We start from the raw sequence: 17,151 nt of genomic DNA, 5'->3' as shown, positions 1-17,151 counted from the left end.
GAGGGCCGTCGCATGACCCAGAGCGCAGTCAATATCCAGCGGGCGGCCGCCGACCGCCATTTCGCCGAATTCCGGCAGGAGGCCTGACCATGGATTACAAGGCACCTCTGCGTGACATGCGCTTCGTGCTGCACGAACTGTTCGACGTGTCCGCCCACTGCGAGCTGCTGGGCAATGGCCTGGACCGCGAGCTGATCGACGGCGTGCTGGAAGAGGGCGCGCGCTACGCCGGTGGAGTGGTGTCGCCGCTGAACCGCCACGGCGACGAGGAAGGCGTGACCCTGGAGCGGGGCGTGGTGACCACACCCAAGGGCTTCCGCGAGGCCTATCGGCAGTATTGCGACAACGGCTGGGCGAGCATGACCGGGCCCGTGGAATACGGCGGCCAGGGCTTTCCCCAGATGGTCGCCTGCAACTTCCACGAGATGCTGATGGGCGCCAGCCTGTCCTTCCGCGTCTATTCGGGCCTGACCGAGGGCGCCGTGCTGGCGCTGCACAGGCATGGCAGCGAGACGCTTCGCGCGGCTTACCTGGGCAAGCTGGTGAGTGGCCAGTGGACCGGCACCATGTGCCTGACCGAACCCCAGGCCGGCACCGACCTGGCCCTGCTGCGCACCCGCGCCGAACCCCAGGCGGATGGCAGCTACAGGGTCAGCGGCAGCAAGATCTTCATCAGCGGCGGCGAGCAGGACCTGTCCGAGAACATCATCCACCTGGTGCTGGCGCGCCTGCCGGATGCCCCGGCCGGGGTGAAGGGCATCAGCCTGTTCCTGGTGCCCAAGTTCATCGCCGGCGCCGAAGGCGCGCCTGGCGCGCGCAACGCGCTGTCTTGCGGCGCCATCGAGCACAAGATGGGCATCAAGGGCGCGGCCACCTGCGTGATGAACTTCGACGGCGCCACCGGCTGGCTCATTGGCGAAGCCAACCAGGGCCTGGCCTGCATGTTCACCATGATGAACGACGCACGTTTCCAGGTCGGCCTGCAGGGCCTCGGCATCGGCGAACAGGCCTTCCAGGGCGCCCTGGCCTATGCCCGCGAGCGCCTGCAATCCCGGGCTCTGCGCGGCCCGGCGGCGCCGGACAAGGCGGCTGACCCGATCATTCATCACCCCGATGTGCGGCGCATGTTGCTGACCCAGAAGACGCTGGTGGAAGGCAGCCGTATGCTCGCCGTCTACTGCGCGCGCCACCTGGACCTGGAGCACGGTCATCCCGACGCCGCCCAGCGCAAGGCCGCCGGGCGTCGCGCGGCGCTGCTGATCCCTATCGTCAAAGCCTTTCTCACCGACATGGGCCAGGAAGTGGCCAGCCTGGGGGTACAGGTCTACGGCGGTCACGGCTACATCCGTGAGTGGGGCATGGAACAGTTGATGCGCGACAGCCGCATCACGCAGATCTACGAAGGCACCAACGGCATCCAGGCGCTCGACCTGATCCGTCGCAAACTGATGGGCGACGGTGGCGCGGAACTGGCGGCGTTGCAGGATGAGTTCGCCGCCCTGGCCGAAGCCCAGGCGGGCCGCGCGGAACTGGCCGAACTGGCCGGCGCTGTGCTGGCGCGCCTGCAGGAGTGGCGCGCGCTGACCGTCGCCCTGCTGGACCGGGTGCGGGACAACCCCGAGGAAATCGGCGCCGCTTCGGTGGACTTCCTCCAGTATTCGGCCTATGTCCTTTTGGCGGGCTTCTGGCTGCAGGCCGCCGCCCGTGCCCAGGACGCCCTGGAAGCGGGCGGCACCGAGCGTGAGTTCTACCGGGCCAAGCTGCACAGCGCGCGTTTCTACCTGCGCCGTGTGCTGCCGCGCGCCAGTGGCCACCGCGAGTCGCTGCTGGGCGGCGCGGATTGCCTGATGGCCCTGGCCGACGAGCATTTCGCGTTCGGATGACCTGAACCGGCGCGTCCACGGGGGCGCCATGAGAACAACGAGGGAGGACGCTCCGATGCAGCCCTTCAGTTTCGCCACCACCGCGCAGATCCTCTGCGAATCCGGCTCGGCCAGGCGCCTGGCCGAACTCTGCCGCGAGCGCGGCGCCGGTCGGGTGCTCCTGGTCACCGACCCGGGCATCACCCGTCTCGGCCTGCTCGACGAGATATTGCCCGGCTTCGCCGCCGCCGGCCTGACCGTTGCGGTCTACGACCAGGTGCAGGCCGACCCGCCAGAAGGCGTGGTGCTGGCAGCCGTAGAGCTGGCGACGGCGCTGGGCGCCGAGCTGGTGGTGGGCTTCGGCGGGGGCAGTTCGATGGACGTCGCCAAGCTGGTGGCGCTGCTGGCGCACCCGGACTGTCGCCAGGGGCTGGCCGACCTCTATGGCGTGGGCAATGTGCGCGGCCGCCGTCTGCCGTTGCTGCAGGTGCCGACCACCGCCGGCACCGGCTCCGAGGTGACACCGATCGCCATCGTCACCACCGGCGAAACCAGCAAGATGGGCGTGGTTTCGCCGCTGCTGCTGCCGGACCTGGCCCTGCTGGACGCCGACCTTACCCTCGGCCTGCCGCCGGCCGTCACCGCGGCCACGGGGATCGACGCCATGGTCCACGCCATCGAGGCCTACACCAGCAAGCTGAAGAAGAACCCGCTGTCCGACCTGTTGGCGCGGGAGGCCCTGCGCCTGCTGGCCGGCAATCTGGACCGGGTGGTGCACGGCGGCCACGACCGCGCGGCCCGCCAGGCCATGCTGCTGGGCGCCTGCCTGGCCGGGCAGGCTTTCGCCAATGCCCCGGTGGCGGCGGTGCACGCCCTGGCCTATCCGCTGGGTGGGCATTTCCACATCCCCCACGGCCTGTCCAACGCCCTGGTGTTGCCCCATGTGCTGGCGTTCAACGCCGAGGTGGCGGCCCCGCTCTACGCGGAACTGGCACCCCTGGTGCTCGGTGGCAAGCTGCGTCCCGGCAGCGCGGCGAGCCTGACCGAACAACTGATCGTCGAACTGGCGGAGTTCAGCACCCGGAGCGGCTTGCCGACCCGCTTGCGAGAGGCCGGCGTGCCGGAAGCCATGCTGCCGCGCCTGGCCGGCGATGCCATGCTGCAGCAGCGGCTGTTGGTGAATAATCCACGCGAGGTCAGCGAGGCCCAGGCCCTGGCCATCTACCAGGCCGCCTACTGACGAAACCGACGCCAAGGACGCCCATGAGCCAACCCCAGCACCTGCGCAGCGACTACCGCCATTTCCAGCCCATCACCACGCGCTGGCACGACAACGACATCTACGGCCATGTGAACAACGTGGTCTATTACGGCTACTTCGACAGCGCGGTGAACGCCTACCTGATCGAGCGTGGCGGCCTGGATATCCACGAAGGCGGCGTGGTCGGATTCGTGGTGAGTTCGTCCTGCGACTACTTCGCCTCCATCGCCTTTCCCGACCGCATCGAGGTCGGCCTGCGGGTGGGCAAGCTGGGCAATAGCTCGGTGCAGTACGAGCTGGCGATCTTCAGGCAGGGCGAGGATGAAGCCTGCGCCGCCGGCCGTTTCGTGCACGTCTTCGTCGACCGCGAGAGCAACCGGCCGGTGCCGATTCCCGAGCCCCTGCGGACGGCACTGGCGGAGTTGGTTGCGGAGACCTGATCGGGTTCTTTTCCTGTGTGGGGGGCGAATGAATTCGCCCCCCACAGTCGTCCTCCCGTCGCATGTAGCCTGTGGACAACTTTCAACCAGTCGACCCGGAATGTCCGAAATGGCGACATCCGACGCCCCGACCGTCTGTCCGCTCTATCCATCCACCCCCTGAATCCGCACAATGCGCGCCAAACCTGAAACGCCCCGACCCGCTGCGAGCGAAACGCCTCGCGGCACGTGTCGAATTTTTCGGTGATCTGCGGCAGTGAAGGCGGGGCGTCGCCGGGGTTCAATGTCCACCCTGGGCCAGCTCGTGCACGGCCCGACGTTCAGCGGTACCCGCCATGACTCATGCAAACGGCTCCATCCTGCAACGCTTGAAACGCACCAGCCTGGTGACCCGAATCGTCTTCGGCCTGATCGCCGGCATCGCCCTGGCCCTGGCCTCGCCCGAGTACGCCAGCGCCGTCGGCCTGCTCGGCAAGCTCTTCGTCTCCGCCCTGAAGGCCGTGGCGCCGGTGCTGGTGTTCATCCTGGTGACCGCCGCCATCGCCAACCACAAGCCGGGCGAACGCACCCACATCCGGCCGATCCTGTTCCTCTACCTGATGGGCACGTTCTCCGCTTCCGTGGTCGCCGTGCTGGCCTCCAGCCTGTTCCCCTCGACCATTGCCCTGTCCTCCGGCGCCGCCGACCTGTCGCCGCCCGGCAATGTCTCCGAGGTACTGCTGAGCCTGCTGACCAGTGCCGTGGCCAACCCGGTGACCGCGCTGATGGAGGCCAACTTCATCGGCATTCTGGTCTGGGCCATTGGCCTGGGCATCGCCATTCGCCAGGGCAGCGAAACCACTCGCAACGTGTTCAGCGACCTGTCCCATGGCGTGTCGCTGATCGTCCGCGTGGTGATCAGCTTCGCCCCGCTGGGCATCTTCGGCCTGGTGGCCTCGACCCTGGCGGAGAACGGCATGGGCGTGCTGGCCGGCTACGCTCACCTGCTGGCGGTGCTGCTGGGCTGCATGCTGTTCGTGGCCCTTGTGGTGAACCCGCTGATCGTGTTCTGGAAGATTCGCCGCAATCCCTATCCGCTGGTCCTGACCTGCCTGCGCGAAAGCGGCATTACCGCCTTCTTCACCCGCAGCTCGGCGGCGAACATCCCGGTGAACCTGCAACTGGCGGAGAAGCTTGGCCTGCACGAGGACACCTATTCGGTGTCGATTCCGCTGGGCGCCACCATCAACATGGCCGGCGCGGCCATCACCATCACCGTGCTGACCCTGGCCGCCGTGACCACCCTGGGTATCGCCGTCGATATCCCCACCGCCATTCTTCTGAGCATGGTGGCGGCCATTTGCGCGTGCGGCGCATCCGGCGTGGCCGGCGGCTCGCTGCTGCTGATTCCGCTGGCCTGCAGCCTGTTCGGCATCCCCAGCGACGTGGCGATGCAGGTGGTCGCGGTGGGCTTCATCATCGGCATCCTCCAGGACGCCGCCGAAACCGCGCTGAACTCCTCCACCGACGTGCTCTTCACCGCGGCGGCCTGCATGGCCAGCGGCGAGGTGGACGAGGTGCGTGCCGAACAGATCGGCTGATACCACCCGCAAACGAAAAAGCCCGGCGAATGCCGGGCTTCTTCATGGGCGCATCGATCAGTGGCGGTGCTTGCGGTGTTTGCGATGGCCATCGTGGTCATCCTTGGTCAGCTCGGTGGCGATGGCGCCGCCCGCCGCGCCGCCGAGGCCCGCGCCGATGGCCGAACCAGTGGAGCCACCCAGCGCGCGACCGGCTACCGAGCCGCCCGCCGCGCCCAGGCCGCCGCCGATGGCGGCTTCGGTCTTCTTGCCGCTCTTCGCGGTCATGGCACTGCCGGCCGCACCACCCAGGCCCGCGCCGATGGCGGCGCCGGTGCTGCCGCCGACGGCATTGCCGACCACGTTGCCCAGGGCGCCGCCGAGGCCGCCGCCAATGGCGTTGTTGGTGGTCTCGCCGGCCACGACGGCCTGGGTCGCCAGGAGGCTGAGGGCGAAGGCGGTTACTGCTTTGCGCATCTTGCTGATTCTCCGTTTCGAAGGGGAATGTCCATGGTCCCGCAGCGATGTCGGGCTGCCCATGACACAGGTCGGATTAAAGAGGCCGAGGCGGCAGGCTGTCGCTCGACCAGGCCTCAGCTCCAGAAAAAGCCCGCTGGGCGCGGGCTTTTTCGGTGAGCGTTGTGATCAGTCATCCCAGTCGTGATGACGGTGCTTGTGCTTGCGATGACCCCAGCCGTGGCCGTGACGGTGCTTGTGGCCGGCCTTGCGGTAGTGGCGATGATCATCGTAGTAATCGTCATCGTCGTAGCGATTCCTGTCGCCGAATTCATTGCCCAGCGCACCGCCGGCGCCGCCGCCGAGGGCCGCGCCGATCAGGCCACCCGTGGTGCCGCCCATCTGCCGGCCGATGACCTGGCCGCCGGCAGCGCCCAGGCCGCCGCCGATGGCGGCTTCGGTACGGTTGCGTTTCGGGGCCGCTACCGCGCCGCCTGCTGCACCACCCACGCCGGCGCCGATGGCTGCGCCGGTGCTGCCGCCGACCGCGTTGCCGACAACGGACCCCAGGACCCCGCCCAGCGCACCGCCAATACCGGCATCGGTATTGCCGCCTGCAAAGGCGCTGCCGCTGGCCAGGCCGAGAGACAGAAGAAGGATCGAGGTGTACTTCATGGTGAGGATCGCCTCAGTGGTTTTGGTGAGGCGATATTTGCCGTAGGAATTAACTTACGCAAGTGTCGGACGACGAAAAGCCCCCGCTTTTCTTATTTTTTTAATTGTTTGATTTTGGGGTAGAACTTTTTGCTGTGAAGGCTGTCTGAGCCTTGTTGCATCCTGCCTGAAGCCGGGGTTTCCAGTGTCCTGGAAGTGCTGGCCAAGTGCCAATTCAGCTAAAGTTCCGTTGCAACTTTATATAGGCACTTAATCCGTATTTCAAATTATTTCCCGCATCAACAAAGTTCTCCAGACGAACTTTCCTTGCGCCACTCGAGAACACACCGAAGCGATGACCGCATCCTCAGAGGATGCGGTCGTTTTGCTGCGTGGCTTCAAGGCGGATGGCCACGAACTTCGAGGTGGGTGTGTAGCTGCCGTCGCCATAGCTGTCCAGCGGCACCAGCGGGTTGGTTTCCGGGTAGTAGGCGGCCGCCTGGCCGGCGGGGATGTCGAAGGCCAGCAGGCTGAAGCCGGAAACCCGACGCTCCACGCCGTCGTCCCAGAGCGTCACCATGTCCACCTTCTGCCCCGGTTCGAAGCCCAGGCGGCGGATGTCGACCTCATTGGCGAAGACCACCTCGCGCTGGCCGCGAACGCCGCGATAGCGGTCGTCGAGGCCGTAGATGGTGGTGTTGTACTGGTCGTGGGAGCGCAGGGTCTGAAGGATCAGGTGCGGCGTCTGGCCGGTGCGGCGGACCTTCTCGTGGAGCAGGTCCGCCGGCAGCGCCGTTGCGATGAAGTTGGCGCGACCGCTGGCGGTGCTCCAGTGCCGAGTGTTGGCGCTGTTACCCAGGTAGAAGCCGCCCGGGTGCTGCACGCGCTGGTTGAAGTCCTGGAAGCCGGGGATGGTGTCGGCGATCAGCTCGCGGATGCGGTCGTAGTGGGCGATCAGCGCGTCCCAGTCCACCGGGTGGTTGCCGAGGGTGGCCTTGGCGATACCGGCAACGATCGCCGGTTCCGAGCGCATCTCGCCGGATGATGGCTCCAACTGGCCAAAGGACGCGTGGATCATGCTGAAGGAATCTTCCACCGTCACCGCCTGCGGCCCCTCGGCCTGGCGATCGATGTCGGTGCGTCCGAGACACGGCAGGATCAGCGCGTCGTGGCCGACCGTCAGGTGGCTGCGGTTGAGCTTGGTGCTGATCTGCACCGTCAGCGCGCAGTTGCGCAGGGCGGCATGGGTACGCGGGCTGTCCGGCGTGGCCTGGGCGAAGTTGCCGCCAAGGCCGATGAAGACCCTGGCCTCGCCCGCCAGCATGGCGTTGATGGCTTCCACCGTGTTGTGGCCGTTGTCCCGTGGCACCTTGAAGCCGAAGCGCGTCTCCAGGGCATCCAGCAACTCCGCCGGCGGGCGGTCGTTGATGCCCATGGTGCGGTCGCCCTGCACGTTGCTGTGGCCGCGCACCGGGCACAGGCCTGCGCCGGGGCGGCCGATGTTGCCGCGCAGCAATTGCAGGTTGACGATTTCCTGGATGGTCGGCACCGAGTGGCGGTGCTGGGTGATGCCCATCGCCCAGCAGACGATCACGCTGCGGGCCTCGCGGTAGATGCGCGCGGAAACCTCGATTTCGTCCAGGCCCAGGCCGGACTGTTGTTCGATCTGTTCCCAGGGCGTGGCGTCCAGTTCCTCCAGGTAGCCGTCGACGCCGTCGGTGTGCGCGGCGATGAAGCCATGGTCGAACACCGGTTCCCGGCCTTCCGCCTGGGCTTCCCGTTCCCACTGCAGGAGGAACTTGGCGATGCCGCGAACGGCCGCCATGTCGCCGCCCAGGGCCGGGCGGAAGAAGGCCGTGTTCAGCGGCCGCGAGCCGTTGCTGAGCATCTCCAGGGCGTGCTGCGGGTGTTGGAAGCGTTCCAGGCCACGTTCCTTGAGCGGGTTGAAGCAGACCACCTGGGCGCCGCGTTTCACCGCCTCGCGCAGCGGTTCGAGCATGCGCGGGTGGTTGGTGCCGGGGTTCTGGCCGAACACGAAGATGGCGTCGGCGTGCTCGAAGTCGGCGAAGGTCACGCTGCCTTTGCCAACGCCCAGGCTCTGGCCCAGCGCGACACCGCTGGCCTCGTGGCACATGTTCGAGCAGTCGGGGAAGTTGTTGGTGCCGAAGGCACGGACGAACAACTGGTAGAGATACGCCGCCTCGTTGCTGGCCCGGCCCGAGGTGTAGAACTCGGCCTGGTGCGGGCTTTCAAGACTGCGCAGGTGTTCCGCCACCAGGGCAAAGGCCTCGTCCCAGCCGACCGGCACGTAGTGGTCGGTCTGGCGGTCATAGCGCATGGGCTGGGTCAGGCGGCCCTGGTATTCGAGCCAGTAGTCGCTTTGTCCGCGCAACTGGCTGACGCTGTAGCGGGCGAAGAAGGCGGCATCCACCCGACGCTTGGTGGCTTCCCAGTTGACCGCCTTGGCACCGTTCTCGCAGAACTTGATGCGGCCATCTTCCGGGGAGTCGCCCCAGGCGCAGCCGGGGCAGTCGAAGCCGCCGTTCTGGTTGGTCTTGAGCAGGGCGCGGAGGTTCTTGAACGGCTGTTTGCTGTCCAGCCAGAAGCGGGTGACGCTCTTCAGCGCACCCCAGCCGGCCGCGGCGCCCTTGTAGGGTTTATAGCGGGGGTTTACGGGTTGCAGGCTCATTCGATATCGACTTTCGATTGCGGCGCCGGGCTGTAGACCCGAGGGGCGCTGTGGTGGGGCAGGTGGATGAGGTTGAGGTGGTGCCGGCGCGCCCATTCCACCGTCAGGGTGGTGGGGGCGGAGAGGCTGACCAGGGTGGACAGGCCCGCGCGCACCGCCTTGTGGATAAGTTCCAGGCTGCAGCGACTGGTGACCACGGCGAAGCCTTCGCGCGGGTCCAGGCCTTGGCGCAGCAGCGCGCCGATCAGCTTGTCGAGCGCGTTGTGGCGGCCGATGTCCTCGCGGCACAGGCGCAGTTCGCCGGTGGCGTCGACGAACAGCGCGGCATGCAGTGCGCCGCTGCGTCGGGCCAGTTCCTGGGCGTCGTTGATGCGCTGGCGCAGGTCGAGGAAATGCTCGGCGGGCGGCAGGGGCGCCGGTGCCAGCGAGGGCAGTTGCGGCAGTGCCTGCTCCAGGGCTTCCACACCACAGAGGCCGCAGCCGGTGGTGCCGGCCAGGTTGCGGCGCTGCTCCTTGAGCGACCAGAAGGCGCGGTTGCCGATGTCCACCTCGGCATGCAGGGCGATGCCTTCGCCTTCGATGCTGATGTCATAGATGTCATCGATGGATTGCACGACGGCGCTGCTCAGGCTGAAGCCGGCGACGAAGTCCTCCAGGGCGCTGGGGGACACCATCATCACGGCATAGCTGATGCCGTTGTAGGAGATCGCCAGGGCGCACTCTTCGGCCAGCGCGGCATTCTCAATCCGCGTGCCGCCGTCCAGTTCGGCGTACTGGTAGCTGGCCGACCCGGACGGGTTATCCACAGCGGTGGGCGGGTGTTTGGCGTCTGGACCTGGCATGAATCTGCCCCTGCGACGAATTGACTCCGCCATCCTAGGCCCGCACGCCAGGGCCGTCTAATCGCTAGTCCCGATTTCTTGATCGATGGCGTCTATCAATTGGCCGGGAGCCGCTCCAGCAGGGCTTTCGCCTCGGAGAAGCAGGCGTCCGCGAGCGCCGAGCGGGGTGCGCCGCGGCGCAGGATCAGGCCCAGCGGGGCCAGGGTGTGGGCGCCTTCGATGGGCGTCAGCGCCAGGTGCTCGGTGAAGTCGTCGAGGCCGCTGTCCAGGGGCATGATGGCGCAGCACAGCCCGGCACTGGCGGCTTGCAGCAATTGGTGCACGGCGTCGGTTTCCAGCTTCGGTTGCGGCGACAGGCCACGGCTGCGGAAGCCGTGGTCGACGGACTGGCGGAAGTGCATGCCGCTCGACAGCAGCCCCAGGGGCAGGTCGACCAGGCGCTCCCAGGACAACGCCGGGGTGTCGAAGTTGAAGTGGCGGCGGTCGTGCAGCAGGCCCATGCGGGTCTGCGCCAGTTCCATGCTCTCGAAATGTTCGCGGTCCAGGCGGTCGAGGTAGGACAGGCCCAGGTCCAGCTGGTTGCGCGCCAGGCCTTCGAGGATCTGCTCGGAACTCAGCGAGAACAGCTGGAAACGCAGGCTCGGGTGCGGGCCGGAAAAGGCCTCCACCAGGCGCATCGGGTCGAAGCCCGCCAGCGGCACCATGCCCAGGCGCAAGGTGCCCACCAGCTGGCCACGGCAGGCGGCCGCCTCGGCGTACAGACCGTCGTGGGCGGCGAGCAGGGTGCGCGCCCAGGCCAGCACGCGCAGGCCGGCATCGGTGAAACCCTCGAAGCGCTGGCCACGGATCACCAGTTCCAGGCCCAGTTCTTCCTCCAGGCTGCGCAGGCGCATGGACAACGTCGGCTGGGTGACGTGGCAGCGCGCGGCGGCCTGGCCGAAATGGCGGGTCTCCTCAAGGGCGAGGAGGAACTTCAGTTGTTTGATGTCCATGCCGACTCCTTGCGTAGACAGGGAATTCTAGCCTGTCGTCGCCCATGGACGGCCAGGCCGGATCGCGGGTCTAGACTTGCACCTCCCCGGCGCCGGGTGCGCCATCCCTGTGGAACGAGAGGATCTGTCATGGGCATCTTCGACTTTGTCAAAGAAGCAGGTGTGAAACTCTGGGAAACCCTGGTGGGACAGGAGGCCCAGGCCGCCGAAACGCTGAAGGAACACGTGGCCAAGGTGGGGCTGGGCAACCCGGCCATCGAACTGACGGTGGAAGGCGACAAGGTGATCGCCCGTGGTGAAGTGGCGACCCAGGAGGAGAAAGAGAAGATCCTCCTGGCCCTGGGCAATGTCGAGGGCGTGGCCCAGGTCGAGGACCAGATCAGCGTCAGCGACCCCGCCGTGGCGCCGGCCCGCTTCGTCACGGTGAAGAAGGGCGACACCCTGAGCGCCATCGCCAAGGCCGAGTATGGCAACGCCAATGCCTACATGAAGATATTCGAGGCCAACAAGCCGATGCTTTCACACCCGGACAAGATCTATCCGGGCCAGGTGTTGCGAATTCCCGAATGACGATCACGAGTTCGCCTCAGAGCCCGTCGAGGAGGTTCCGGTAGCTGTCCACCGCGGCGAATTCCTCGGTGTCCTTCGGCCCCTTGCGGCTGTCCGGCTCGCTCACCGCCAGCAGTTGGGCGACGCCGTACTGCCGCGCGCTGCGCAGGATCGGCAGGCTGTCGTCGATGAACAGGCTGCGCGCCGGCTCGAAGCCGAAATCCTGCTGCAGCGCCTGCCAGAACTGCTGGTCTTCCTTGGGGAAACCGTAGTCGTGGGAGCTGATCAGGCGGTCGAACCAGGGCGCCAGTTGGACTCGCTCCATCTTCAGCGACAGCGAATCGCGGTGGGCGTTGGTGATCAGCGCCACGCGCTTGCCCGAGCGGCGCAAGGCGGCGAGGAACAGGTCGGCGTCCGGGCGTAGGGCGATCAGGTGCGCCACCTCGCGCTTGAGGTCGCGGATCGACAGGCGCAGCTCGCGGCTCCAGAAGTCGGTGCAATACCAGTTCAGTTGCCCGGCGTTGTCGCGGAACAGCGGCAGCAGCTCGGCGTCGGCCAGCGCGCGGCTGATGCCGTGGTGTTCGGCGTAGCGCTGCGGCAGGTGTTCCATCCAGAAGTGATTGTCGAAGTGCAGGTCGAGCAGGGTGCCGTCCATGTCGAGCAGCACGGTGTCGATCTCATTCCAGGGCAAATGCGGCATGGGCGGCGTCATTGATTGAGGTAGGTTGTCGTCCTTGCGTCGCTGGTCGTCGCCAGCGTGCAAACTCCAGCGGGGACAATGGACGAAGGCGGGGTATGATAACCCGCCGGTCATGCCAAGGAGTCCGTTATGCGTCAGAAGCCCACGGTGCTCGCTCGCGAAATCGTCGCCAGCAGCCGCCTGTTCCGTGTCGAGGAGCTGCAGTTGCGCTTCGCCAACGGCGTCGAGCGTACCTACGAACGCCTGGTGGGCAAGGGGGTCGGCTACGGCGCGGTGATGGTAGTGGCCATGGCCGATGCCGAGCACGTGCTGCTGGTGGAGGAGTACTGCGCCGGCACGGACGACTACCAACTGTCCCTGCCCAAGGGGCTGATCGAGCCGGGTGAAGACGTGCTCGCCGCCGCCAACCGCGAGCTCAAGGAAGAAGCCGGGTTCGGTGCGCGCCGGCTGGAGCACCTCACCGAGCTGTCGCTGTCGCCTGGCTACATGAGCCAGAAGATTCAGGTGGTGCTGGCCCACGATCTCTTCGAAGAAAGCCTGCCGGGCGACGAGCCGGAGCCGCTGCGGGTGGACCGCATCAGCCTGCGCGAGCTGTCCAGCCTCGCCCAGCACCAGCAGTTCAGCGAAGGTCGCGCCCTGGCCGCGCTCTATCTGGTCCGGGACATCCTGACCCAGCGCGGGGAGTACCAGCCATGAGCCATCCCCTGCTTCCTGCGGTGATCGAACGGGTGCGGCAAGCGGGCGAGGCGATCCTGCCTCACTGGCGCGGCGAGCTGGCGGTGACCGAGAAGGCCGACGCTTCGCCCGTCACCGCCGCCGACCTGGCCGCGCACAAGGTCCTCGTTGCCGGCCTTGCGGCGCTGGATGCGGGGATTCCGGTGCTGTCCGAAGAAGCCGCCGACATTGCCTTGGCCGAGCGCGCCGGTTGGCAGCGCTGGTGGCTGGTGGACCCATTGGACGGTACCAAGGAATTCATCGCCGGCAGCGACGAGTTCACCGTCAACGTGGCGCTGGTGGAACGCGGCCGGGTGGTATTCGGCGTGGTGGGCGTGCCGGTGACCGGACGCTGCTATTACGGCGGTGCTGGCCTCGGCGCCTGGCGTGCCGATGCGGATGGCCAGGCGCGGGAGATCAGCGTGCGCATCGCGCCGGACGAAGCCTTCACCGTGGTCGCCAGCAAGCGCCATTCGAGCCCGGCCCAGGAGCGCCTGCTCGCCTGGCTGGGCGAGCGCTTCGGCGACCTGGCCCTGGCCAATATCGGTAGCTCGCTGAAGTTCTGCCTGTTGGCCGAAGGGGCGGCGGATTGCTACCCGCGCCTGGCGCCTACCTCCCAGTGGGACACGGCTGCTGCGCAAGGCGTGCTGGAAGGCGCCGGTGGCGAAGTGTTGAACCTGGCCGGCGAAGCGCTGACCTACGAGGCGCGCGAGACGTTCCTCAATCCCTCCTTCCTGGCCCTGCCGGTGGCCGCCGAATGGCGGGCGGAGCTGATCCAGCTGGCGCGGGCGCTGGACTGAGCAACACGCCAAATGAAAAAGGGCCCCGAGGGGCCCTTTTTCAGGTTCTTCGCGGGATCAGGGGGAAGAGCGAGTTGACAGTCAGGGAAGTGGTTAGATTGGCAGTCGCCAAACGAACCAACCACCACCCCCTGCTGCCGCCGTGCATCCTATTGATCTTGCTGCTTTCTGGCCAGGCTACGCAGTCGTCTCCTGTCGCCAATCAACCCACGACACCCTGCTAATCGAGCTCGAGCCTCAAGTCGGCTCCGTCCCCGAATGCGGACGCTGTGGTGAAGCCTGTCCATTGATCCATGAGCGGCGGACTCGTCAGGTGCGCGATCGCGATCTGTTCGACCAGCGCGTCTTGCTCCAGCTACCGGTGCGCCGCGTCGATTGCCTGAGTTGTGGGCGGGTAACCGAGCGGATCAGCTGGTTGGAACCGGTGTCGCGTTTGACCCAACGCTTGCGCGTCTGGCTCGAAGGCTTGCTGCAATTGCTGCCCATCAGTCATGTCAGCCGCCTCACCGGCCTGCACTGGCACACGCTCAAGACGCTCGATAAGCGCCGCCTGGAGGCCGCCGTTGGCGCTTTCAAGCCGGGCGATGTTCGCCGTCTGGTGATGGACGAGTTCGCCCTGCACAAGGGGCATCGTTATGCCACGGTGATCATGGATGCCGAGCGGACGCGGGTGCTGTGGGTCGGGCATGGCAACAGCCGCGAGGCGATTCGCCCGTTCTTCGAATTGCTGGGCGAGCGCTGCCAGCAGATCGAGGCGGTGGCGATGGACATGAACACGGCTTTCGACCTGGAGGTGAAGCGGCACTGCCCGCAGGCCGAAGTGGTGTATGACCTGTTCCACGTGGTGGCGCGCTACGGCCGTGAGGTGATCGACCGTATCCGCGTCGACCAGGCCAACCTCCTGCGCGAAGACAAAACGGCGCGCAAGGTGGTCAAGCAGAGTCGCTGGCTGCTACTGCGCAATCACGACAACCTCAAGGACGGGCAGGCCGTGCAGTTGCAAGAGCTGCTCGCGGCCAACCAACCACTGGCCACGGTCTATGTGCTCAAGGATGCGTTAAAGGCAATCTGGTACGCCCCCAGTGTGCAGGAGGGCTGGCGGCGCTGGCGAAGTTGGCTACGGCATGCCCGGGACAGCGGTCTGGCGCCACTGCAACGCTTTGCCCGCAACCTGCGCAAATACGCCCGGGGCATCCTCGCCAGTGCACGTTTCCACCTACATACCAGCCTGCTGGAGGGCGTGAATAACCGTATCAAGGTGATCAAGCGCATGGCCTATGGCTTCCGAGACTCAGCCTACTTCTTCCTGAAAATCAAGGCTGCCTTCCCCGGGAAAGCGCGATGAACCCTTTTTCATGGATATGCAACATTCGTAGGATGGAGCCTGCGACACCCATCGATCGCTGTGATGGGTTTCGCTTCGCTCTAGCGGAACGCCGCCCGCACCATCCTACGGCGTTGATTCAATCCAGCATGTCGGCGAAGCGCTCGTCCTTCTTGTAGCGCAGCGGTTGGGCGAAGCCGGGCACCTGGATGCCTTCCGGGCTCAGCTCGATCTGCTGGTCGTCGATCAGGTCGTTGCCGAAGTTGTAGATGATGTCGAACTCGCCCAGGCGCGCACGGCGGTCGTATTCCTCGGCGTTGGCGCGCGTCTGCTCGCGCTTGGCGCTGTAGGCGGCGAACGCCGTTTCGCCGTAACGTTTCTTCAGCATTTTCTCGGCCAGGCGCGGGGAGATGATCACGCCGGTGGCGTTGTTGCCGCCGAAGCCCTTGGAGTTGATGAAGCAGACGTCCAGCTGGCGTTCGCCCAGAACCTGGTCGCGGGTTTCGATGGACAGGTGCTGGCGATGCACGTCGTCGGCCACCCGGTCGATGGTCTTGATGCCCGGCAGGATGCCGTACTTGAAGGTGCCGAGGGCGGCGATCACCTGGTCGCCGCTGGCGGTGGCCAGGGAGTGGCCGAGGTAGGCCTTCACCGCGGCCACTGGCCAGCGTTCGATGCCGAAGGCACCGGCGACGCGGTCCAGCAGTTCGGACTCGGTGACGCGGTTGGCCGGTGTGCTGGAGCCGTGGGCATGGACGAAGCTGCGCTCGCGCACGCCATCCGCGCCGATCAGCTGGCTGGCGGCGGCCACGGCCTTGGCCAGGGTGAGGTAATTGCCCGGACCGGGTGCGGAGATGGATTTCTTGAAGCCGTCGGCATTGATGAAGACGTCGGTCACCGCGCCATGGATATCGGCGCCCAGCTCCAGGGCCAGCGCGTCGTCCATCAGCACCACGTACTGGCTGGATTCGGCCAGGGTAAAGCCGCAGTTCTCGCCGAACGGGCGGCTGGCGCGGCGGAAGTCCACGTCCTCGCGACCACCCACCTGGCGCAGGCCGTCCTCGGTGGCCAGGGCGCCCATGGCGCCGTAGCCGTCGATGCATTCCTGGGTGATCGGCGCCTCGGCGTTGCCCACCAGGGCCACGCGGGCCTTGCCGCTGGCAATCTGCTCGATGGCCTTCTGCAGGTTGTAGAGGAAGGTTGCGCAGGCGCCGGTCACGCTGCCGGTGGTGCCGACGCTGCCCAGCACATAGGCGTTGATGAAGTCGGCCGGCATGGTATTGAGGCCGAGCGGACACTGCTTGGCGGTCACGCGACCGCCCTTCAGGCGCGACTGCAGCATGCCGCCAAAGCCGTTCTCGTCGAGCTGGCTCATGATGCTGCCGGAGAACACGGCGATTTCGTCGGGCTGTACGTGGTCGACGATCGCTTTCCAGGGTAGGCCGATGGAGCGGATGGCGTCGGTGGCGGCGACGACGGACAGTTGCAGGCCGCGCGGATGGAAGCGGGAGTTGTACAGCTCGCCCGGTTCGAAGCCGGAGGGCAGTTGGCCGGCGGACTTAACCGGCAGCGCGCGGTAGCTGTCCACCTTGAAATCGCAGGTGCCCCGCAGGGTCACACGCACGTCGCCATTGTCCAGTGTTTCCACTTCCCAGTTGGCCGGCAGCGGCTCGGGCAGTTGCTTGCGCGAGGTGGTGAAACTGAGGGCCTGGCCATCGCCGGGCTGGACGGTGAGGTTCTTCTGCCAATGGGCGGCGTCCACGTCCAGGTGCTGCTTGCCGATGCGGCGCACCAGGGTGGCGTCGAGGATCTCGGCGGCGTAGCGGGTTTCGATCTCGGCCAGGGTCAGGGTTTTGCCGTCGGCATCGCGGTACTGGCCGTCGGCGACGCTGACCCGCTTCATCATCACGGCCAGGCCGGCCAGGGTTTCCTGGCGGGCCTGGGCGTCCAGGGTCTCGATCACGATACGGCGGAAGCCGTGGTGGAACGAGCTTCGCCCAGCTGCGTTATAGCCGCCAAAACCCACAATCACTGGAAGTCGGGACATCTCTCGGAAACTCCTCAAAAAGACCGTTTCACGCCGGCGGGCGAGGCTGGGCCGCAGGGCGCCGCAGGTCGGGGCGGCAAGTGGCGGCGTCAAGCATCACGGGCCAAGTGGCATGAGCCAGGTGGCAGCTCGAATGAATGGGATGTCTACCTGACGCGGGGCATGACTATCAAGTCACGCCTTTGGTCATTCGGCGGGAGTTAGCGGGGTGGAATCGACAGGGGATGGCCCTGTGGGGGCGATTTCAATCGCTATACAGACC

15 protein-coding genes are annotated in these 17,151 nt (G+C 66.5%); 8 read left to right on the top strand and 7 right to left on the bottom strand.

What is annotated here, in order from left to right; genetic code table 11:
* The first annotated feature begins 89 nt into the window (after positions 1-89).
* The 4 genes from PJW05_RS25370 (at position 90) to sstT (ending at position 5,143) form a co-directional block, all read left to right on the top strand.
* Positions 90-1,883, top strand: a complete 1,794-nt coding sequence (locus tag PJW05_RS25370) for an acyl-CoA dehydrogenase C-terminal domain-containing protein (RefSeq protein WP_271409686.1) — start codon at positions 90-92, stop codon at positions 1,881-1,883.
* Positions 1,884-1,938: 55 nt separating this feature from the next.
* Positions 1,939-3,102, top strand: a complete 1,164-nt coding sequence (locus PJW05_RS25365; RefSeq protein WP_271409685.1) for an iron-containing alcohol dehydrogenase — start codon at positions 1,939-1,941, stop codon at positions 3,100-3,102.
* 23 nt (positions 3,103-3,125) lie between these two features.
* Positions 3,126-3,563: an acyl-CoA thioesterase gene (locus PJW05_RS25360; RefSeq protein WP_271409684.1), complete on the top strand. Its 438-nt coding sequence runs from the start codon at positions 3,126-3,128 to the stop codon at positions 3,561-3,563.
* Between the two features lie 335 nt (positions 3,564-3,898).
* Positions 3,899-5,143 carry a serine/threonine transporter SstT gene (sstT, locus tag PJW05_RS25355; RefSeq protein ID WP_271409683.1) on the top strand — a complete coding sequence of 415 codons (1,245 nt, stop codon included), beginning with the start codon at positions 3,899-3,901 and terminating at the stop codon, positions 5,141-5,143.
* 57 nt (positions 5,144-5,200) lie between these two features.
* Here the strand turns inward: sstT and PJW05_RS25350 are convergent, their stop codons facing one another.
* The 5 genes from PJW05_RS25350 to PJW05_RS25330 form a co-directional block, all read right to left on the bottom strand.
* Positions 5,201-5,599: a glycine zipper domain-containing protein gene (locus tag PJW05_RS25350; RefSeq protein WP_271409682.1), complete on the bottom strand. Its 399-nt coding sequence runs from the start codon at positions 5,597-5,599 to the stop codon at positions 5,201-5,203.
* Positions 5,600-5,767: 168 nt separating this feature from the next.
* Positions 5,768-6,253, bottom strand: coding sequence for a hypothetical protein (locus PJW05_RS25345; protein ID WP_271409681.1), 486 nt, complete (start codon positions 6,251-6,253; stop codon positions 5,768-5,770).
* A 346-nt stretch (positions 6,254-6,599) separates the two neighbouring features.
* Positions 6,600-8,921 (bottom strand): FdhF/YdeP family oxidoreductase, encoded by a 2,322-nt coding sequence (locus PJW05_RS25340; protein ID WP_271409680.1) that lies wholly within the window; start codon positions 8,919-8,921, stop codon positions 6,600-6,602.
* Positions 8,918-9,763, bottom strand: coding sequence for a formate dehydrogenase accessory sulfurtransferase FdhD (gene fdhD, locus PJW05_RS25335; RefSeq protein WP_271409679.1), 846 nt, complete (start codon positions 9,761-9,763; stop codon positions 8,918-8,920). Before fdhD ends, PJW05_RS25340 begins: the two co-directional genes overlap by 4 nt.
* 95 nt (positions 9,764-9,858) lie before the next feature.
* On the bottom strand, positions 9,859-10,755 hold the full coding sequence (locus tag PJW05_RS25330) for a LysR family transcriptional regulator (protein ID WP_271409678.1): 897 nt from the start codon (positions 10,753-10,755) through the stop codon (positions 9,859-9,861).
* Positions 10,756-10,884: 129 nt separating this feature from the next.
* Between PJW05_RS25330 and lysM the strand changes: the two genes are divergently transcribed.
* Positions 10,885-11,325: a peptidoglycan-binding protein LysM gene (lysM, locus tag PJW05_RS25325; protein WP_271409677.1), complete on the top strand. Its 441-nt coding sequence runs from the start codon at positions 10,885-10,887 to the stop codon at positions 11,323-11,325.
* Positions 11,326-11,341: 16 nt separating this feature from the next.
* On the opposite strand, the gene yrfG is transcribed toward lysM, so the two are convergent.
* Positions 11,342-12,004: a GMP/IMP nucleotidase gene (gene yrfG, locus PJW05_RS25320; protein WP_271409676.1), complete on the bottom strand. Its 663-nt coding sequence runs from the start codon at positions 12,002-12,004 to the stop codon at positions 11,342-11,344.
* A gap of 129 nt (positions 12,005-12,133) precedes the next feature.
* Here yrfG and nudE point away from each other — a divergent pair, with 129 nt between their 5' ends.
* From nudE to PJW05_RS25305, 3 genes are all read left to right on the top strand, one after another.
* A complete protein-coding gene (gene nudE, locus PJW05_RS25315) occupies positions 12,134-12,700 on the top strand; it encodes an ADP compounds hydrolase NudE (protein ID WP_271409675.1) in 567 nt (188 codons plus the stop codon).
* Entirely contained in the window at positions 12,697-13,518 is an 822-nt protein-coding gene (gene cysQ, locus PJW05_RS25310; protein WP_271409674.1) for a 3'(2'),5'-bisphosphate nucleotidase CysQ, read from the top strand. The genes nudE and cysQ overlap by 4 nt, the downstream gene beginning before the upstream one ends.
* Before the next feature lie 142 nt (positions 13,519-13,660).
* The gene (locus PJW05_RS25305; RefSeq protein ID WP_271409356.1) at positions 13,661-14,863 is read left to right on the top strand and encodes an ISL3 family transposase; all 1,203 of its coding nucleotides are present in this window, start codon (positions 13,661-13,663) and stop codon (positions 14,861-14,863) included.
* Between the two features lie 118 nt (positions 14,864-14,981).
* Here PJW05_RS25305 and PJW05_RS25300 read toward each other — a convergent pair whose 3' ends face one another.
* Entirely contained in the window at positions 14,982-16,889 is a 1,908-nt protein-coding gene (locus PJW05_RS25300; RefSeq protein WP_271409673.1) for a beta-ketoacyl synthase, read from the bottom strand.
* Positions 16,890-17,151 lie beyond the last annotated feature (262 nt).

Source organism: Pseudomonas sp. Q1-7 (genome assembly GCF_028010285.1).
GTDB lineage: Bacteria > Pseudomonadota > Gammaproteobacteria > Pseudomonadales > Pseudomonadaceae > Metapseudomonas.
This window is presented reverse-complemented; position numbering and strand designations above follow the sequence as displayed.